This is a genomic window from Amycolatopsis sp. GM8 (genome assembly GCF_021653975.1).
Lineage (GTDB): Bacteria > Actinomycetota > Actinomycetes > Mycobacteriales > Pseudonocardiaceae > Amycolatopsis_E.
This window is the reverse complement of the sequence record NZ_JAJKFK010000002.1, coordinates 608,864-625,855: the sequence shown is the minus strand read 5'-3', so window position 1 is coordinate 625,855 and position 16,992 is coordinate 608,864. Positions and strand designations below refer to the sequence as shown.

The following is a 16,992-nucleotide window of genomic DNA, read 5'->3' as shown; positions in this document are numbered from 1 at the left end:
CCGTGCAGCTGAACGCGTGGGCGCTGACCGGCACGGTGCTGGTCGCCGTGATGACCTTCTACCTCGGTCATCGCTCGTCCCGGTTTGCCAGCACCACGCACGACTTCCTGGTCGCCCGCCGCACGGTGCGCTCGCGCCGCAACGCGGCCGCCATCTCCGGCGAGTACCTCTCCGCCGCGTCGTTCCTCGGCGTCGCCGGGATCGTGCTCAAGGAGGGGGCCGACGGCCTCTGGTACCCGATCGGGTTCACCGCGGGCTATCTCGCGCTGATGCTGTTCGTCGCGGCACCGTTGCGGCGTTCGGGCGCGTACACGCTGCCGGACTTCATCGAGGCGCGGCTCGGTTCCGTCGCGCTTCGCCGCTGCGCCACGGGTTTCGTGGTCGTGATCGGCATCCTGTACCTGGTACCGCAGCTACAGGGCGCCGGGCTCGCGCTGAATACCGTGCTGCCGTCGGTGCCGCTGTGGATCGGCTCGGTGGCGGTGACCGTGATCGTCGCCGTCAACGTGCTCGCCGGCGGCATGCGCGCGATCACGGTGGTCCAGGCCTTTCAGTACTGGCTCAAGCTGTTCGCGCTCGCCGTGCCCGCTTTCGTGCTGTGCGCGGTGTTCGTCAGCGGCGGGCATGCCGGCCCGGCGGGCGCCCTCGGCGCACCCGCGCCGCCCCAGTTCGCCGCGGACACCACGGTCCGGATCGACACCGACGTGAACCTGCGGGTCAACACGCTGACCCCGCTGCACGTGCGGGGGCCGGGCGACGCCCAAGAGCGGACCGTGGTCTGGGCCAAGAGCGCGACCGAGTACGTGCCGAAGGGCACCGTGCTGCGGTTCGAGGCCGGGACGCCGGTGCCGGTGGTGACCCAGGCCGTCGCGAACAACGACGACTGGCTGCGGCCGGGCAGCAACGGGTTGTCCGACCTGCTGCAGACCTACTCGCTGCTCATCGCGACCTTCCTCGGCACGATGGGCCTGCCGCACGTGCTGGTCCGCTTCTACACCAACCCCGACGGCAAGGCCGCCCGCCGCACCGCGGTGCACGTGCTGTTGCTGCTCGGCCTGTTCTACCTGTTCCCGACGCTGCTCGGCGCGATGTCGCGGATGTACGTGCCGCAGCTGCTGGTCACCGGGCAGACCGACGCCGCGGTGCTGCTGTTGCCGCAGTCGGTGCTGCCCGGGGTGGGCGGCGAGATCCTGACCGCGGTGATCATGGCGGGCGCGTTCGCCGCGTTCCTGTCCACCTCGTCGGGGCTCATGGTGAGCGTCACGGGCGTCATCTCGACCGACCTGTTCAAGGGCCGGGTGCCGGACTTCCGCTGGGCGACGGTGATCGTCGGCGCCATCCCGCTGGTGCTCGCGCTGACGATGCGCTCGACCGACCTGTCGCTGAGCGTCGGGATGTCCTTCGCGCTGGCGGCGTCGACGTTCGCCCCGGTACTCGTGCTCGGCATCTGGTGGCGCGGCCTGACCTGGCCGGGCGCGATGGCCGGCATGGTCGTCGGCGGCGGCCTCGTGCTGACCGCGCTCGTGCTCAACACGGTCAGCGGCTACACCGGCAACTGGGCGCCCTGGCTGGCCGACCAGCCCGCGCTGCTCACGGTGCCGATCGCGTTCGCGGTGACCATCGTGGTCAGCCTCGGCACCCGCGGCGGCCGCCCGGCCGACGTCAACGCCGTGATGCTGCGGCTGCACGCGCCGGACCCGCTGGGCTTCATGCGGGACCGCGCCGTCGCCCGGTTCGGGCAGGTCGAAAGCCGGCATCGCGCGGGCCGCGGCAAGCACCGCAGGTAGCGGTCCGGAGCCTGTTCGTTATTTTCACCCGTCTGGCGGTTACTTTGCTCTGCGTTAGGGGGACCTTTGAATTTGTGGTCGCGGCAAGGTTCGCGAAGCGGCCATGAATTCTGAAACAGGACGGAACGGGACGCTACTTTCTGTAATGTCATTCACCCGAAAGGATTAACAACATATCTCGCCTTTAAGGGCAAGATCTACCGCAGCCACCGACCGGAAGAGGTAGAGACCATGGAAAGCGAGGTCGTCCCGTGAGCACCACCGACCAGGGCCTGGAAGGGTCAGGCCCGGGCAGCGACTGGAAAGAGGTGCAGGAGAGTCCGGATTTCACGCAGCTGCGTCACCGGCTCCGCACCTTCGTCTTCCCCATGACGGTCCTCTTCCTGGCTTGGTATCTGGTCTACGTCCTGCTCGCCGACTACGCGCCCAAGTTCATGGCGACGAAGATCGCCGGCAACTTCAACGTCGGCCTGCTCATCGGCCTGCTGCAGTTCGTGACCACGTTCCTGATCACCTGGCTGTACGTCCGGTACGCCAACCGGCGGCTCGACCCGCTCTCGGAGAAGATCCGCACCGAGCTCGAAGGTGAGAAGGTCCAGACCACGGCGACCGCCGAAGGAGACGCCGAGTGAAGACACTGGCGGCGGGCGTCGAGGGCAGCAACCCGACGCTCAACATCATCATTTTCGCGATTTTCGTCGCGATCACCCTCGTCATCGTGTTCTGGGCGAGCCGGAACACCAAGACGGCATCGGACTACTACGCCGCGGGCCGCGCGTTCACCGGTCCCCAGAACGGCATCGCGATCTCCGGTGACTACCTGTCCGCGGCCTCGTTCCTCGGTATCGCCGGGGCGATCGCGGTCAACGGCTACGACGGTTTCCTTTACTCGATCGGGTTCCTGGTCGCGTGGCTGGTCGCCCTGCTGCTGGTCGCGGAACTCCTGCGCAACACCGGCAAGTTCACCATGGGCGACGTGCTCGCGTTCCGGATGAAGCAGCGTCCGGTGCGCGCGGCGGCCGCGGTGTCCACGCTGATCGTGTCGTTCTTCTACCTGCTGGCGCAGATGACCGGCGCCGGTGGTCTGGTCAACCTGCTGCTCGGTGTGCAGGGCAACGTCGGCCAGGACATCGTGATCGCCGTCGTCGGCGTGATCATGGTGCTGTACGTGCTGATCGGCGGGATGAAGGGCACCACCTGGGTGCAGATCATCAAGGCCGCGCTGCTGATCGTCGGCGCGCTCGCGATGACGCTGTGGGTGCTATCCAAGTACGGGTTCAACTTCTCCAGCCTGCTGCAGCACGCCGTCGACAAGGCCGGCGGCGGTGCGAAGGGCGAGGCGCTGCTCGGGCCGGGCAAGCAGTACGGCAAGACCGGCACCAGCAAGCTCGACTTCCTCTCCCTGGGCATCGCGCTGGTGCTCGGCACGGCAGGCCTGCCGCACGTGCTGATGCGCTTCTACACCGTGCCGAACGCCAAGGAAGCCCGGAAGTCCGTGGTGTGGGCGATCGTGCTGATCGGCATCTTCTACCTGTTCACCCTGGTGCTCGGCTACGGTGCCGGCGCGCTGGTGGGCGCGGACAAGATCAGCAAGGCGCCGGGCACCACGAACTCGGCCGCGCCGCTGCTCGCGCTCGAACTGGGCGGCCCGGTGCTGCTCGGGTTCATCGCCGCGGTCGCGTTCGCGACCATCCTGGCGGTGGTCGCGGGGCTCACGATCACGGCGTCGGCGTCGTTCGCGCACGACGTCTACGCCAACGTGATCAAGAAGGGCAAGGTGGACAGCGCCGCTTCGGAGGTGCGGGTCGCCCGGATCACCGCGCTGGTGATCGGCGCGATCGCGATCGCCGGTGGCATCCTCGCCAAGAGCCAGAACGTCGCGTTCCTGGTGGCGCTGGCCTTCGCGGTGGCGGCCTCGGCGAACCTGCCGACGCTGCTGTACTCGCTGTTCTGGAAGCGGTTCAACACCCGGGGTGCGCTGTTCAGCATCTACGGTGGCCTGGTCATCACCATCGTGCTGATCGTCTTCTCGCCCGCGGTGTCCGGTGAGTCCACCTCGATGATCAAGGGCGCGAACTTCGACTGGTTCCCGCTGTCCAACCCGGGCCTGGTGTCCATCCCGCTCTCGTTCTTCCTCGGCTGGCTGGGCACGGTCCTGTCGAAGGAACGGAACGAGGAGAAGTACGCGGAGATGGAAGTCCGGGCGCTGACCGGTGCACACGCCGAGAAGGCCGTCGTTCACTAAGCTCACGTGCACTCGACGGAGGCGCGTGGGAAACTGACCGGGTGAATCCGGCTCAGCTTCCCACCGCCTCCGTCTCCGAACTCCCCGCCAGCGACATCACCCTGGTCGACGTGCGGGAGGACGACGAGTGGGCCGCCGGGCACGCCCCCGGTGCGGTCCACATCCCACTGGGCGAGCTGCCCTCCCGCGTCGACGACCTTCCCGAGGGCCAGCCGCTGTACATCGTGTGCCGGTCCGGTGGCCGGTCCGCCCGGGCGACGGCCTGGCTGAACGCCAGCGGCTGGGAAGCGGTGAACGTCGGCGGCGGCATGAAGTCCTGGCACGCCGAGGGCCGTCCCGTCGTGAGCGAGCAGCCGGACGCCGCGCCGGAGATCCTCTAGGTCCCCCATGCAGCCCGGCCGATACCACTACCGCCCGCGCGTCCGCTGGGTGGCGACACCGCCGCCCGGCGCGATGCCGCCGCGCCGGTCCAGGCCGCCCGCGCGCTACACCGGCCCGCCCGCCTATCCCGTCCCGCCGCGCTGGGGGTTCCCGAACCTGACGTGGCGCGCGCCGACGCTGGTGCCGGGCATGCCGTCGAGCTACCCGCGTCCGGTGGAGCGCGTGCGGTTGTTGTCGCGCAACGCGGTCATGATCCTGTGGTTCCTGGCCGGGCTCGCGCTCACCGGCGCGGTCGCCGAGTTCTGGCGGTACGCGCTGTTGGTGATCAGCCGGAACGCGGCTTTGCACACGGGTGTCGTCGCGATGTCGGACACACTGGAGATCATCGCCTCGCTGCTGACGGTCGTGTTCGGGGTGCTGGGCGTCGCGTCGGCGCTGTGGTGGCTGGTGATCGCACGCCAGGCCGCGGCCGACGTGAGCGGGCACGAGCCGCCGCGCTCGACCCGGCAGGTGCTGGTCGGCGTGCTGGTGCCGGGGTTCAACCTGGTGATGGCCGGTTCGATCCTGGCCGAGCTGGAGCACGCCGTCCTGCGGCGCTCGCCGTCGCGGCGACCACGTCCCTCGCGGTTCGTGCTCGCGTGGTGGGCCGCCTGGGTGCTCAACGCCGTGCTGATGATCCTGGTGATCGTCTGGCGGTTCCGGGACGGTGTCCAGGCGCAGGCCGACGGGGTGTTCCTCAGTGGGCTGCTCGACGCCTCGGCCGCGCTGCTGGCGGTGCTGACGGCGCTGCTGATCCAGCGGTTGACGAGCCTGCTCGCGCCGATCTCGCTGGACCGGCTGCGGGTGCGGCGGGTGATCGCGGTCAAGAACGCTCCGGCGCCGGCGCTGCGCCCGGTCCGGCCGACCACCTCACGCTGACACGGGCAGCGTCCGCAGACCGCGGATCACGAACTCCGGTCGCCGTCGCGGTTCGCCGGTGAGGTGGAGTCCGGGCAGCCGGGTGGTGAGCGCGCGGAGGGCGGCGGCGATCTCGATCCGGGCCAGCGGGGCGCCGACGCAGTAGTGGATCCCGGCACCGAAACCCAAGTGCGCGTTGGGTTTCCGGCCGATGTCCAGCTTGCCGGGCTCGTCGAACACCTTCGGATCGCGGCCGGCCGCGCCCAGTAGCGCGGCGATCTTTTCGCCCTTCCCCACGCGGAAACCGGCGATCTCGACGTCCTCGGTCGCGGTGCGCTCGAACAACTGCAGCGGCGAGTCGTAGCGGATGAGCTCCTCGACGCAGGTGTCCAGCAGTGCCGGGTCTTCGCACAGCCGCCGCCATTGATCGGGGTGCCGCAGCAGGGCCCAGACGCCGTTGCCGATGACGTTCACCGTCGCCTCGTGCCCGGCCATCAGCAGCAGTACCGCGGTGGCCACGACCTCGTCGCCGGTGAGGTCGCTCCGCGCCAGGTCGCTCACCAGATCCTCGCCGGGCTCGCGGCGGCGCTCCTCGGTGATCGCGCGCAGGTAGTCGGTGAACTCCTTCGCGGCCCGCTCGGCGGCCTGCTGTCCTTCGGGCGGCAGGCCGTACTCGTACATCTTCACGATCGCGTTCGACCACGGGACGAGCCGCGGCCGGTCGGCCTCGGGAATGTCCAGCAGCTCGGCGATCACCGCGACCGGCAACGGCTGCGCGAGCTGGTCGAGCAGATCCCCTTCGCCGCGCTCGGCCAGCTCGGCGACCATGCGGTCGGCGAGCCTGGCCACGGTCGGCCGCAGGCGCTCGACATGCCCGCGCCCGAACGCGCCCGCGATCGACCGCCGGAGCCGGGTGTGCGCCGGAGGTTCGTTCTCCAGCAAGGAATTCCGGTGCAGGAGGTTGAACGAGACGAACTGCTCCGCCGGCTGCGCGTCGGACCAGATCCGGCCGAGCGCGCGATCCCGCAACACCGCCGACGCGGCCGCGTGCGACACCGCGATCGCCAGCCCGAGCCCCTCGTGCGCGTGCACCTCGCCGTCCGCCCGCAACCGGGCGAACTCCGGATAGGGATCGGCGAGGAACACGGGGTCGCGGGGATCGAACACCCACCGACCCTAGCTCGGTCGTGTGTTCGGTAGCGTCTGCGGCCGAGCCGTTCGAGGAGGCACAAAATGGGCAAGGCCGCGCGAAAGAAGAACAAGGCACCGAAGGTGCGCGAGGTGTTCGTGGCGCAGCCCTTCGAAGGCCTGGCCGCCGAACCCGAGCTGATCGCGCTGCGCGAGTTCGTGCCGTCCGCCACCGCGCCGTTGCCGCTCAAGGACTCCGGCCGCGAGGTCACCGTGGCCACCGTGCTGCCGGGCGCCGCGGCCGCGTTCGTGCGGACCGACGAGCGGGTGTTCGTCGGCCTGCAGGTCCAGACCCGCTCCTCCGACATCAGCCGCGACCTGGGCCGTTCGCTGGCGTGGGCGCTCGAAGCGAAGCCCGGCGACGTGCTGTCCGTGCCCGACACCACGACTCCCGGCAGCGAGGGCGAGCGGCTGCAGGACTTCCTGGTCGCCGACGCGGAGCTGGACGTCACGCTGTACGAGAACTTCGACTGGTGGCTGCCCGAGGACACCGACCCCGAAGGCGAAGTGAAGCTCTCGCTGGACCGCGCGAACGAGGCGATCATGCCGACCGAGCGGCTCGGCGCCGGGTCGTACTGGGTGCTCGCGGGCGAGAAGGCGCACCTTCGCTGGGTCCGCCCGGAGCCGGAGAACGCCCTGCTGCAAGCGCTTGCGCGGCTGTCGGCCGCCGGGGAGCTGGGGCTGGGCGAGGGCTCGCGCTACGCCGGTTCCTTCCGTGCCCACGGGCTCCTCGTGCCGGTGTGGGACCTCGACCCGGAGGCGCACGCCCGTGAGTGGGCCGAGCCCGCCGAGCAGCTCGGCAGCCGCCTCGACGAGGCCCTGGCCTCGCTCGACAAGGAGCCGCTCAACGCTGTCGAGCGCCGCGCCCGCGACGGCCTGATCGGCCGCCAGCTGACCCTGCGGTGATCCTGCACCTCTGCCCCCGCGCGGACTGGACCGGCGAGAACTACCGGGCCGCGTCGCTGGACGTCGTCGGCTTCATTCACTGCTCCGACCCCGGCACCACCCACTTGCCGGCCAACGCGCTCTACGCCGGGCGCACCGACCTGCTGCTGCTGGAGATCGACCCGGCGAGGCTCGACGTGCCGGTGCGCTGGGAAGAGGGCGACCCTCCGCATCCTGCGGGTATCTGGTTTCCCCACGTCTACGGCGCGATCCGGGCACAGGCGGTAGTCGCCGTACACCCGTTTCCCCCGGAATCCGACGGCACTTTCCGGCTTCCCGAGGTGCTCGCCAACCGGGAACCCCTGCCGCGCGTCCCCTGAATGAGGCACAAAACGCGAGGGGACTGTCATGCGAGGAGCTACCGTTGCCACGACCGTCCCGGCCGTGGGGAGAGAATCGGTGATGGCAGGTGAGTTCACGGACTTCGAAGAGTTCGTGCACGCGAGCCTGCCCGGGCTGCTCCGATACGGGCACGCGCTGACCGGTAATCCGCACGACGCGGCCGATCTGGTGCAGACGGTGCTGGAGAAGATCGGCTCCCGGTGGACGCATGTGCAGCACAAGACGGGTGACCCGCTCGCCTACATCCGCCGGTCCATGGCGAACGCGCACGTCAGCCGCTGGCGCCGGACCCGCCGCGAGAACCTGGTCGCCGATGTCCCCGACGGCCAGGCGACGTCCGCGCCCGACCCCTTCGAGCACGAACCCCTGTGGCAGGCGCTACGGGAATTGCCACCGAGGCAACGTGCTGTCATCGTGCTGCGTTACTACGAAGAACTGACCGAGATCGAGATCGCCCAAACGCTCGGCATCAGTCAGGGCACGGTGAAAAGTCAGGCCAGCAAGGCCATCGCGAACCTGCGGACCAAGATTACCGGAGGGAGGGAAGTGGGTTGACCGACCAGGACGAGTTCGACGACGAGCTACGCCGGCTGTTCGCGGACGAGCGGCTGGACGTACACGCCGGCGAGGACGCCCCCGCGCGGATCGTGGCCGGTGCGCGCCGGATCCGGCGCCGCCGCGCCGCGGTGACCGCGGCGAGTGGCGCGGTCACCGTCGTCGCACTGGTCACCGCCGGCCTGCTCCTGGGCCCGCTGCGGTTGTCGGGGCACACCACCAACGAGGCCTCGCCGCTGGAGCGGTCCGCGGCGGGCACCGTCGAGTCCTCGGCATCGGTCAGCCAGATCCCGATCAACCCGCCGGCGCCCGGTGTCCCGTCGTCGAGCGAACCCAGCAGCAGCACGGAAACGCCGCCGTCGAGCTCGCAGACCGCCACGCGAACCCCCTCGTCGAGCAAGCCGCCGACCAGCACGGCCGCGCGCAGCCAGACGCTCCCCATCGTGCCCGGACCGGTCCTCGGGCCCAGCGGCTACAGCAAGCTCACGCTGGGGATGTCGTTCGCCGACGCCAAGGACAGCGGACTGCTCGCGAACGCCGACACCGCGCCTTCCGGTTGCGCGACCTACAAGCTCACCGAGGGTTCGTCCGGGGTCAGCACCGTGACGATCTCGGACACCAATGGCATCGTCGGCTTCGACGCGACCGGCGCGCACACGCCCGAACGGATCCGGGTCGGCTCCACGAAGGACGAGCTGGAGACCGCGTACCCGAACCTGAACAAGAGCGGTAGCGGGTACGCGGCCGACGCCGGTTCCGGCGGCAGCTACCTGTTCGCGATCGACGGCAACCGCGTCAGCGGTCTCTCGCTCGTCGCTTCGGCGAGCTGCTGAACTACAGCGCGCCGCCGGCCACGGACGGCAGGCCCGAGTCGCCCTTGCCGCCGGCGGACTCGCGGGCCAGCCACGTCTCCACCTCGAACAGGTTGCCGTTCGCGCGCTTGACGATGTTGAGCAGCGTGGTCATCGTCGCGACCTCTTCGACCTGCTCCTTGAGGAACCACTGCAGGAACTGCTCGCCCTGGTAGTCGTCCTCTTCGCGGGCGGTCTTCACGAGCGTGCGGAAGTCCGCGGTGATGCCCTTTTCCTGCTCGAGCGCGAGCTCGATCAGCTCGACGGCTTCGGCGAAATCGTTGCGGACCTCACCGGTGCCCGGGATTTCCACGTGGTGATCGGTGTCCATCAGGTACTTGGTGATGGCGAGCGCGTGATTACGCTCCTCGACCGCCTGGCGGTAGAACAACTTCGCCAACCGGGGCAGGTCGGAGTTGTCGAACCAGACCGCGGTCGCGAGGTATTGCTGGGAGGCGTTGAACTCGTTCTGGATCTGCTGTTGCAGCAGCTCATAGAACTTGGACCGAGGTTCTTTCCGCTTGGTGGGCATGTGTCGAGAATAGGGGATCGGAATTGCTTTTGCCCAGTTGGGCCTGGTGATTGCCACCCTATTCGGTTAGGCTTACCCAATAATAGGTCCGCCTCATTCGGTAAGGCTTTCCTTATTCTTATTCGGTAAGGCTCGCCTAAGAACCGTGCCGAATCTCGTTCGCGATTTACGCGCGTTCGATGCTGCGCAGGCCGTGCTCGGGGGTCCACCATTCGACGACGAGCACCGTGGCCTTTTCGTCGAGGTGGGTGTGCACGACCTCGGCGATGTCGACCACGAAACGGTCGCCCTCCGGTCCCCCGGTGGGCGGTCCGGTGAGCGCGCGGCCGGCGATCTTCGCCTCGCCCGGCCACTGGGCCTCGGCGCCCTCGACCGGGTCGACCGTCCCGCTGTGCAGCGCGAACCGCGGATTCCGGCGCAGGTCCGCGCCCTTGCGCGCGTCCGGCATCGAGCCGAACACCAGATCGCCGTCCTCGAATTCCGTCTCGATCCCGGAAATCCGCGGCGAGCCGTCGGCGCGCAGGGTGGCGATGGTCTTGTGCTTGTGCGCGTCGAACAGCGTCTTTACGCGCTGCGCGAACTCCGGGGACGCCTCTTCGAACTCCCGCCACGTCGTCATGCGATCGGCTCCCGCACGATCGGGCACGACATGCAGCGCGGGCCGCCGCGGCCGGACCCCAGTTCCGAGCCCGCGATCGGCAGCACCTCGATCCCGGCCTCTTCCAGCCGCGCGTTGGTTTCCATGTTGCGTTCATAGCCGACGACCACGCCCGGCGCCAGGGCCAGCGTGTTGTTGCCGTCATCCCACTGCTCGCGTTCGGCGGTGACCGGGTCGAGCCCGGTGTCGATCACCCGCAGCTTCTCGATGCCCATCGCCTCGGCGGCCGCGTGCAGGAACGGCTCGGGGCCGCTGACGTCGAGCGAACCGTCTCTGCCGGGGCGCATCGTGAACGCGACGAGGGAGTCGCGCGCCAGCGGGTACATCACCACGGCGTCGCGGTCGACCATCGTGCACACCGTGTCCAGGTGCATCGTGGCGCGGTCCTGCTCGATCGGCACCGCGAGCACGGTGTGCACCAGGTCGTCGGCGAACACCGACCGCGCGAGCGACTCCGCGCCCGCCGCGGTCGTCCGCTCACCGACGCCGACCGCCAGCACACCGGGCGCCAGCAGCATGACGTCACCGCCCTCGACCGGCGCCGAATGCGCGCCATAGGCACGGGCCGCGCGCCGGAACCGCGGGTGATAGGCGTAGATCAGGTCGAGCAGGGCGGTCTCGCGCCGGCGGGCCGGCATCGCGAGCGACGAGATCGCCACCCGGTCCGCGATCCACACCGAGGAATCGCGCGTGAACAGCAGGTTCGGCAGCGGGTCCACCGCGAAGTCGGACGGGTGGTGCATCTTCCGCACGAGCGACGCGCCTTCCGCGGCGGGCAGCTCTTCGTAGGTGACGCCGCAGGTCAGCACCTCGGCGAGGGTGGCGGCGCGGACCCCGGACAGGTACGAGCGCAGCGAGTCGGCCAGCGTCTGGCCGAGCCGCCGCTCGTCGACCGCGGCGTGCACCCCCGCGGCGTGCGCCCGATCGTCCTCCAGCGCGACGCGCAGCAGGTCGGCCAGCAGCAGCACCTCGACGCCGCGGCCGCGCAGCACCTCGGCGAACGCGTCGTGCTCCTGCTGGGCCCGGTCCACCCACGGGATCGAGTCGAACAGCAGCTGGTCGTTGTTGCGCGGGGTGAGCCTTTTGAGCTCGTCGCCCGGCCGGTGCAGCAGCACCGAGCGCAGGGGCCCGACTTCGCTGTCCACCCTCGGTTCGGTCGTCATGCCCCGCAGATTACGGCAGGAACGACACCTTTCCCTTCAGCAGCGAATACCCCACGAAGGACACCACGTCGAGGATCGTGTGCGCCACGATGAGCGGCCACAGCCGGTTCGTCCGCTGCCACACCCGGCCGAACACCAGGCCCAGGATCACGTTCCCGACGAACCCGCCGAAGCCCTGGTAGAGGTGGTACGACCCGCGAAGCACCGCCGCCGCGAGCACGGCGGTGTTCTCCCGGAACGCCAGCTGCCGCAGCCGGGTCAGCAGGTACCCGATGACGAGCATCTCCTCGGCGAACGCGTTGCCGAACGCGGACAGCACGAGCACGATCGGCCGCCACCAGGTGTCGCCCAGCGTGGAGGGGGAGACGGCCAGGTTGAAGCCGAGCTTCCAGCCGACGAAGTACAGCGCGAGGCCCGGGATCCCGATCAGCGCGGCGAGCCCGGCACCCCACAACAGGTCCCGGCGGCGCCAGCCCAGCCCGACCGACCTCAGCCGGATCCCGGCGCGCACCAGCAGGTACGCGCCGAGCGCGCCCCAGCCGACGAGCTGGACGACGCTGAGCAGTTGCGCGAGCAGGTCGATCAGGCTCAGCGCGGCCTGCGGCGCGTTGAGCGCCACGTGCTGCTGGCTCAGCGGCGTCGGCTGGAGCAGCGAGTCGATCAGCGACAGCAGGCTGCGCGCGCCGGACAGCCCGAGCGTGATGCCGAAGACGATCAGGATCTCGAGCTTGATGCGGCGGCGCTCGGCCTCGTCTTCGACGAGTTCGGGCAGGTCCGGGCGTTCCGGACGGAACCAGTCGCGGGCGAGGGACGTCACGCCGGCACGCTACCTTCTGTGCTCATGGCACCGAAAATAGCGACGGCGGACCGCGTTGGACGTGAAGAGCTGCTGGAGTTCCTCCGGCCCCGGCACCGCGCGATCCTGATGACCACCCGTGCCGACGGCACCCCGCAGCTCTCGCCGGTCACCGCCGGCATCGACACCGACGGCCGGTTCGTCGTCTCGACTTATCCGAAGCGTGCCAAAGCCACCAACGCGCGCCGGAATCCGGCGGTGTCCGCGTGCGTGGTCTCCGACGAGTGGAACGGCGCGTACGTGCAGATCGACGGGCAGGCCGAGGTGCTCGACATGCCGGACGCGCTGGAGCCGCTCGTCGAGTACTTCCGCTGCATCTCCGGCGAGCACCCGGACTGGGACGAGTACCGCGACGCGATGCGCAAGCAGAACAAGAGCCTGATCCGGGTCACGATCGAGCGCTGGGGCCCGATCGCGACCGGTGGTTTCCCGCCCGAGCTCGGCTAGCCTTTCCGTTGCCTGGCAAGGAAAGGACAGCCGACGAGGCGGCGCATCTCGCTGCCGAGTTCCGTCGGGTTCGACACCGGCCGCGAGAACGCCAGCCGAACGTCGTGGTCGTCGGCGTCGGTCTCGACCCGTAGCCGCAGCCCGAACCGGTCGAGCCCGAGCGGGCGGATCCGGCCGCCGCGCAGCTCCTCCGGCACGTGCCGGGCCAGATCCGCGAACACGTCGGCGTGCTCCTGTTCGAGATGCCGGAGCCAGCCGGTCTCGTAGCCGGCGAACGGGTCCGCGGTGGCCGCGCTGAACATGTGCGGCCGCAGGGAGTGCGTGCCCTCGGCGTCGGCGAGCACGAGCGATGCCGGGGTCAGCCGCAGCAGGCTCACCCCGTGCCCGAGGTCGAGCAGCCGCGGGTCGGGCCGGTGCTCGGCGATCGCGACCGCGCGGGCCCGCGCGGCAGCCGCGCCGAGCGGCCGGAGCCAGCCGGTGATCCACAGCAGCCCGCGCACGGGTTCGCGCAGGTCGACCGGTGCGTGGTCGGCCAGCTCGAACATGACCGCGACCTCGGCATCGGCGGAGCGGGTGAGCAGCGGGTGCCCGTCGCGGAGCAGGATGCTCACGCTGCCGCTCGGGTGCACGTGGTGCAGGTCGGGCACGACGCGCTCGCCGCTGCCCGGGCCGGTCGGCACGAGCGAACCGGGACACTCGCGGGTCGCGATGGTCTTGGCCCGTTCGGCCGGCGCCGGTGCGGGCGGGCGACGGGTAGAAGTCTGAGTCACGGGCACCTCCAGGAGACTGTTTCAACGCGGTTTGATATGCGGTGCGGGTGGCGGAACCTGACGTGGCCCCTGACTCCGGGATCTCCTCCTCATGACTGCCAAGTCACCACGTCGGAGCTGTCCTCGCCAGGAACCACCTCAGAACCCGCGGCGGTGCAAGCTGAGTCCCACACAGCAATCGGCTCCGCCGCTTTGAAACCTGCTTGGTTAGGTGAGCCTAACCTGTGTTTCGGAAAAGGGGAAGTGATCGCCCTGGTGTCCGGCCTGCGCACCCGTTTGTCCGGCTGCCGTACGCTACTAGCGTGTCCCTTGTGTCAAGCGCTGTGGAACTCACGCCCCCCGGCCCCCGTGGAATTCCTCCCCTCTTCGCGCGGCTCGTCGACGACTCGGCGCTGTTCCCGCCGGGGACCGCGACCATGCCCGAAGCGCTGAGGGCACATTTCGAAGCGCGGGCCGGTGATCGCGCCGGGTTGCTCGGCGTCTTCCTCTGCCAGGCCTCGCGGCTGCCGGAGCTGATCACCGAACTGATCAAGGTGAAGCCGAAGCAGCCGCTGCCGTTGTCGCTGATCATCGACACCGGGCTTGGCGGGGTGCCGAAGGCGATCTCGATCGTCGAGTCCCGCAGCGAGCTGCTCTCCCTGCGCATGGTGGAGATGCCCGCACCGTCCGATGTGGACGAAGTGTGGCTGGAGCGGGTGTCGGAGTTCGTGCCGGAGGACGTGATCCGGGTCGTCGAGCCGCGCCGGGGCGTGGGCTGGCTCGACGGGGTGCGCAAGGTGATCGAGCACGGCAGCTGGCCGAAGATCCGCTGCGGTGGCGTGTCCAGCGAGAACTTCCCGAGCATCGACGAGGTCGCCGACTTCCTGGCCGTGCTGAGCGGCGCGGACGCCGCCTCGTTCAAGGCGACCAACAGCCTGCACCGCGCGGTCCGGCACGACGACCCGGAGACGGGCATCGAGCACCACGGCTTCCTGAACCTGCTGGTCGCGGTCGCGCGGAGCCTGTCCGGCGGCGACGTGCGGGACGCGCTGTCCTCGACCGACGGGCAGCAGCTCGCCGACGAGGCGCGCGGGTTGTCCGAGCAGGCCGCCAAGGCGGTGCGCGCGTCGTTCGCCTCCTACGCGTCCGCGAGCTTCGCCGAGCCGCTCGCCGATCTCGAGGCGCTCGGGCTGCTGTGACCGCCGAGGGGTCGCTGACCCTGGACCGCGGGCTGGCGCTGCTGCAGGCGGTCGCCGACGCGGGCGCCGAGGCGGCCACCATCTCCGAGCTGGCGACGAGTATCGGGGCCAGCCGCGCGGCGGTCTACCGGCTACTCGTGCCGCTGTCCGCGCGTGGTCTGGTCCGGCGGGACGGCAACAAGGTCCGGCTGGGGGTGGGTGTGCTCCGGCTGGCCGGCCAGGTCGTGCCGCAGCTGCGTGAGGTGGCGCGGCCGGTCCTGCGGGCGCTCGCGGAGAGTTCCGGCGCGACAGCGCATCTGTCGATCGCGGAGGGCGACGAGGTCGAGTCCGTGGTGGTGGTCGAGCCGTCGTGGACGAACCTGCACGTGGCCTACCGGGTCGGCGCCCGGCAGCCGATCGGGGTCGGCGCGGCGGGCAAGGCGATGCTGCTGCGGCAAGGCGGCCGGGCATGGGTGGTTTCGGCGGGAGACGTCCAGCGCGGAGTCGCCGGGCTGGCCGCGCCGGTGCGGGGTGTGCCGGGGCTGCGGGCGAGCGTCGGCGTGCTGACGCTGGGCGCGATCAAGGCGGAGACCGTGGGGCCACAGGTGGTCGAGGCCGCCGCCGAGCTCGCGACCGCGCTCAGATAGCGCTGACCGCCTCCCAGAGCGCGAAAAGCGCGAGCCCGGCGAAGACGAACCCCGCGATGCGCTGGATCAGCTTCGGGCGGATCCGGCCGCGGATCTTGTGCCCCACGAACACCGCGATCCCCGCGACGACGACCAGCGCGGTGAACGCGCCGACGGCCACGGCGACCGGCGCACCGTAGCGAGCGGCGAGCCCGGCCGTCGCGAGCTGCGACGCGTCACCCCACTCGGCGGCGAACAGCACGCCGAACGAGGTGAGCGCCGACCGGAAGAACGTCACCGGGCCCGGGCCCGAGCGGGCCGCGTCCTCATCGCCGTCGCGGCCCTTCGCGAAACCCTCGCGAAGCAACATGAAAGCGCCGAGCCCGAACATGGCGGCCACCACCGCGGCCACCACGTTGTCCGGTAACAAGGTGAGCGCGCGACCGAACAGAACCGCGACCGCACATTGTGCCGCGAATGCGACGGCGACCCCCGTGAAGACGGGCCACGGCCGGAATCGCGTCGTCAGCACGAGCGTCGCGACCAGGGTCTTGTCCGGCAGTTCCACGGCCAGGACCAGCGCGAACGTACTGACGAGCGCGAGCAGTGCGGCATCCATCCGGGTTCTTCCCCCTTTCGCTTCCACGATAAAGGGGATCGGTCAAGAAAGCCATCAGATGGGAATTGCGAATTGGTGGTTGTGGTGCTGCTGGAATTGTCTTTTCGGCATGCCGAAACAATTTATCCGGCGAGCAGTTCCCGCAGTTTTGTGGCGCCGGTCCGGCGCAGCCAGGCCTCGAACGTGAGTAGCCCCGGGTGCAGGGCGCACAGCGCCGGGACGTCCGCGATCGGCTCCTTGATGGAGTTGAGCGCCTCGTACCCGGCCGCGAACCGCGGGTTGATCTTCCGCAGCTCTTCGATGTCCAGGTGCACATACGGCACGGTGATCCCGGTCGCCTCGCTGACCGCGGCCGCGACCTCCGGCGGGGTCAGCGCGTCCCCGGCCAGCTCGAACGTCCTGCCGCGGTAGGCCGCCGGATCGTCGAACGCCAGCGCGGTGAACGCGGCGATGTCCTCCAGCGCGATGTACTGCTGCCTGGTTCCCGGGTTCGCCGCGGTGCGCAGGGCGCCGTCGGTCAGGCCGAACAGCGGGTTGAAGTAGTTCTCCATGAACGAGCCGGGGCGCAGCACGGTCGCGGAGATGCCGAGCGTGGCCAGGTACTGCTCGACCCGCCATTTGTCCTGCTGCAGATTCACCGCGGCGAGCATGTCCGCGCCCAGCCCGGAGCTGTAGACGAGATGTCCGACGCCGTGCTCGTGGGCCGCGTCGGCGATCGCCTTGCCGGCGGCGAACTCGTCCTCGCCGGGCGCGAGCGGGCCCGGGTGCACGCTGAACACCGCGTTGACGCCCTCGAACGACGGCTCCACCACCATTTCCGCGCCGGCCAGGGCGCGGGCCTTCGCGCTCGACGGATCCCGGGTGACCCCGCGGACCCGCCAGCCGCCGGCCAGCAACCGTCTGGCGACGGCGCCGCCTTGCTGTCCGGTGGCGCCGTAGACGACGGCGAGCTTGGTCATGACATCCTCCCAGA

The 16,992-nt window shown here is 69.9% G+C and carries 20 protein-coding genes; 12 read left to right on the top strand and 8 right to left on the bottom strand.

Going from position 1 to position 16,992, the window contains the following annotated elements; translation table 11 throughout:
- Positions 1 to 2 precede the first annotated feature (2 nt).
- The 5 genes from LOZ83_RS10405 to LOZ83_RS10385 all read left to right on the top strand — a co-directional run bounded on the left by LOZ83_RS10405 (position 3) and on the right by LOZ83_RS10385 (position 5,331).
- Positions 3 to 1,787, top strand: coding sequence for a cation acetate symporter (locus LOZ83_RS10405; protein ID WP_236790215.1), 1,785 nt, complete (start codon positions 3 to 5; stop codon positions 1,785 to 1,787).
- A gap of 251 nt (positions 1,788 to 2,038) precedes the next feature.
- Complete coding sequence (locus LOZ83_RS10400; protein WP_236790214.1) at positions 2,039 to 2,419, top strand: DUF485 domain-containing protein; 381 nt, start codon at positions 2,039 to 2,041, stop codon at positions 2,417 to 2,419.
- Positions 2,416 to 4,032: a cation acetate symporter gene (locus tag LOZ83_RS10395; RefSeq protein ID WP_236790213.1), complete on the top strand. Its 1,617-nt coding sequence runs from the start codon at positions 2,416 to 2,418 to the stop codon at positions 4,030 to 4,032. Before LOZ83_RS10400 ends, LOZ83_RS10395 begins: the two co-directional genes overlap by 4 nt.
- A 41-nt stretch (positions 4,033 to 4,073) precedes the next feature.
- A complete protein-coding gene (locus LOZ83_RS10390) occupies positions 4,074 to 4,412 on the top strand; it encodes a rhodanese-like domain-containing protein (protein ID WP_236790212.1) in 339 nt (112 codons plus the stop codon).
- A gap of 7 nt (positions 4,413 to 4,419) precedes the next feature.
- Entirely contained in the window at positions 4,420 to 5,331 is a 912-nt protein-coding gene (locus tag LOZ83_RS10385; RefSeq protein WP_236790211.1) for a DUF4328 domain-containing protein, read from the top strand.
- Here LOZ83_RS10385 and LOZ83_RS10380 read toward each other — a convergent pair.
- Positions 5,323 to 6,477 carry a cytochrome P450 gene (locus LOZ83_RS10380; RefSeq protein ID WP_236790210.1) on the bottom strand — a complete coding sequence of 385 codons (1,155 nt, stop codon included), beginning with the start codon at positions 6,475 to 6,477 and terminating at the stop codon, positions 5,323 to 5,325. The two genes, LOZ83_RS10385 and LOZ83_RS10380, sit on opposite strands and share 9 nt — an antisense overlap.
- A 66-nt stretch (positions 6,478 to 6,543) precedes the next feature.
- Here LOZ83_RS10380 and LOZ83_RS10375 point away from each other — a divergent pair, with 66 nt between their 5' ends.
- The 4 genes from LOZ83_RS10375 to LOZ83_RS10360 all read left to right on the top strand — a co-directional run bounded on the left by LOZ83_RS10375 (position 6,544) and on the right by LOZ83_RS10360 (position 9,173).
- Entirely contained in the window at positions 6,544 to 7,404 is an 861-nt protein-coding gene (locus LOZ83_RS10375; RefSeq protein ID WP_236790209.1) for a DUF5926 family protein, read from the top strand.
- Complete coding sequence (locus tag LOZ83_RS10370; RefSeq protein ID WP_236790208.1) at positions 7,401 to 7,763, top strand: DUF952 domain-containing protein; 363 nt, start codon at positions 7,401 to 7,403, stop codon at positions 7,761 to 7,763. Before LOZ83_RS10375 ends, LOZ83_RS10370 begins: the two co-directional genes overlap by 4 nt.
- Before the next feature lie 82 nt (positions 7,764 to 7,845).
- On the top strand, positions 7,846 to 8,340 hold the full coding sequence (locus LOZ83_RS10365) for a SigE family RNA polymerase sigma factor (RefSeq protein ID WP_236790207.1): 495 nt from the start codon (positions 7,846 to 7,848) through the stop codon (positions 8,338 to 8,340).
- Positions 8,337 to 9,173, top strand: a complete 837-nt coding sequence (locus LOZ83_RS10360; protein WP_236790206.1) for a hypothetical protein — start codon at positions 8,337 to 8,339, stop codon at positions 9,171 to 9,173. The genes LOZ83_RS10365 and LOZ83_RS10360 overlap by 4 nt, the downstream gene beginning before the upstream one ends.
- A 1-nt stretch (position 9,174) precedes the next feature.
- Here the strand turns inward: LOZ83_RS10360 and LOZ83_RS10355 are convergent, their stop codons facing one another.
- The 4 genes from LOZ83_RS10355 to LOZ83_RS10340 all read right to left on the bottom strand — a co-directional run bounded on the left by LOZ83_RS10355 (position 9,175) and on the right by LOZ83_RS10340 (position 12,361).
- The gene (locus LOZ83_RS10355) at positions 9,175 to 9,723 is read right to left on the bottom strand and encodes a ferritin (RefSeq protein ID WP_236790205.1); all 549 of its coding nucleotides are present in this window, start codon (positions 9,721 to 9,723) and stop codon (positions 9,175 to 9,177) included.
- A gap of 166 nt (positions 9,724 to 9,889) precedes the next feature.
- Positions 9,890 to 10,342, bottom strand: a complete 453-nt coding sequence (locus LOZ83_RS10350) for a pyridoxamine 5'-phosphate oxidase family protein (RefSeq protein WP_236790204.1) — start codon at positions 10,340 to 10,342, stop codon at positions 9,890 to 9,892.
- Complete coding sequence (locus LOZ83_RS10345) at positions 10,339 to 11,544, bottom strand: arginine deiminase (protein ID WP_236790203.1); 1,206 nt, start codon at positions 11,542 to 11,544, stop codon at positions 10,339 to 10,341. Before LOZ83_RS10345 ends, LOZ83_RS10350 begins: the two co-directional genes overlap by 4 nt.
- A 10-nt stretch (positions 11,545 to 11,554) precedes the next feature.
- Complete coding sequence (locus LOZ83_RS10340; RefSeq protein WP_236790202.1) at positions 11,555 to 12,361, bottom strand: CPBP family intramembrane glutamic endopeptidase; 807 nt, start codon at positions 12,359 to 12,361, stop codon at positions 11,555 to 11,557.
- A 24-nt stretch (positions 12,362 to 12,385) separates the two neighbouring features.
- On the opposite strand from LOZ83_RS10340, the gene LOZ83_RS10335 reads away from it, so the two are divergent.
- Positions 12,386 to 12,847, top strand: coding sequence for a PPOX class F420-dependent oxidoreductase (locus LOZ83_RS10335; RefSeq protein WP_236790201.1), 462 nt, complete (start codon positions 12,386 to 12,388; stop codon positions 12,845 to 12,847).
- On the opposite strand, the gene LOZ83_RS10330 is transcribed toward LOZ83_RS10335, so the two are convergent.
- Positions 12,844 to 13,617, bottom strand: a complete 774-nt coding sequence (locus tag LOZ83_RS10330; protein ID WP_236790200.1) for a DUF2470 domain-containing protein — start codon at positions 13,615 to 13,617, stop codon at positions 12,844 to 12,846. The two genes, LOZ83_RS10335 and LOZ83_RS10330, sit on opposite strands and share 4 nt — an antisense overlap.
- Positions 13,618 to 13,940: 323 nt before the next feature.
- On the opposite strand from LOZ83_RS10330, the gene LOZ83_RS10325 reads away from it, so the two are divergent.
- Positions 13,941 to 14,795: a hypothetical protein gene (locus tag LOZ83_RS10325; protein WP_308190211.1), complete on the top strand. Its 855-nt coding sequence runs from the start codon at positions 13,941 to 13,943 to the stop codon at positions 14,793 to 14,795.
- Positions 14,792 to 15,421 carry a helix-turn-helix domain-containing protein gene (locus LOZ83_RS10320; protein ID WP_236790199.1) on the top strand — a complete coding sequence of 210 codons (630 nt, stop codon included), beginning with the start codon at positions 14,792 to 14,794 and terminating at the stop codon, positions 15,419 to 15,421. The genes LOZ83_RS10325 and LOZ83_RS10320 overlap by 4 nt, the downstream gene beginning before the upstream one ends.
- Here the strand turns inward: LOZ83_RS10320 and LOZ83_RS10315 are convergent.
- On the bottom strand, positions 15,414 to 16,019 hold the full coding sequence (locus tag LOZ83_RS10315; RefSeq protein WP_236790198.1) for a TMEM165/GDT1 family protein: 606 nt from the start codon (positions 16,017 to 16,019) through the stop codon (positions 15,414 to 15,416). The genes LOZ83_RS10320 and LOZ83_RS10315 overlap by 8 nt on opposite strands.
- A gap of 122 nt (positions 16,020 to 16,141) precedes the next feature.
- The gene (locus tag LOZ83_RS10310; protein WP_236790197.1) at positions 16,142 to 16,978 is read right to left on the bottom strand and encodes an NmrA family NAD(P)-binding protein; all 837 of its coding nucleotides are present in this window, start codon (positions 16,976 to 16,978) and stop codon (positions 16,142 to 16,144) included.
- Between the last annotated feature and the right edge of the window lie 14 nt (positions 16,979 to 16,992).

What these genes read in the sequence shown, in the direction of transcription:
- LOZ83_RS10385 (WP_236790211.1), top strand. Translation starts at nt 4,420, where the DNA reads ATGCAGCCCGGCCGATACCACTACCGCCCGCGCGTCCGCTGGGTGGCG.
- LOZ83_RS10375 (WP_236790209.1), top strand. Translation starts at nt 6,544, where the DNA reads ATGGGCAAGGCCGCGCGAAAGAAGAACAAGGCACCGAAGGTGCGCGAG.
- LOZ83_RS10365 (WP_236790207.1), top strand. Translation starts at nt 7,846, where the DNA reads ATGGCAGGTGAGTTCACGGACTTCGAAGAGTTCGTGCACGCGAGCCTG.
- LOZ83_RS10355 (WP_236790205.1), bottom strand. Translation starts at nt 9,723, where the DNA reads ATGCCCACCAAGCGGAAAGAACCTCGGTCCAAGTTCTATGAGCTGCTG.
- LOZ83_RS10350 (WP_236790204.1), bottom strand. Translation starts at nt 10,342, where the DNA reads ATGACGACGTGGCGGGAGTTCGAAGAGGCGTCCCCGGAGTTCGCGCAG.
- LOZ83_RS10345 (WP_236790203.1), bottom strand. Translation starts at nt 11,544, where the DNA reads ATGACGACCGAACCGAGGGTGGACAGCGAAGTCGGGCCCCTGCGCTCG.
- LOZ83_RS10335 (WP_236790201.1), top strand. Translation starts at nt 12,386, where the DNA reads ATGGCACCGAAAATAGCGACGGCGGACCGCGTTGGACGTGAAGAGCTG.
- LOZ83_RS10315 (WP_236790198.1), bottom strand. Translation starts at nt 16,019, where the DNA reads ATGGATGCCGCACTGCTCGCGCTCGTCAGTACGTTCGCGCTGGTCCTG.
- LOZ83_RS10310 (WP_236790197.1), bottom strand. Translation starts at nt 16,978, where the DNA reads ATGACCAAGCTCGCCGTCGTCTACGGCGCCACCGGACAGCAAGGCGGC.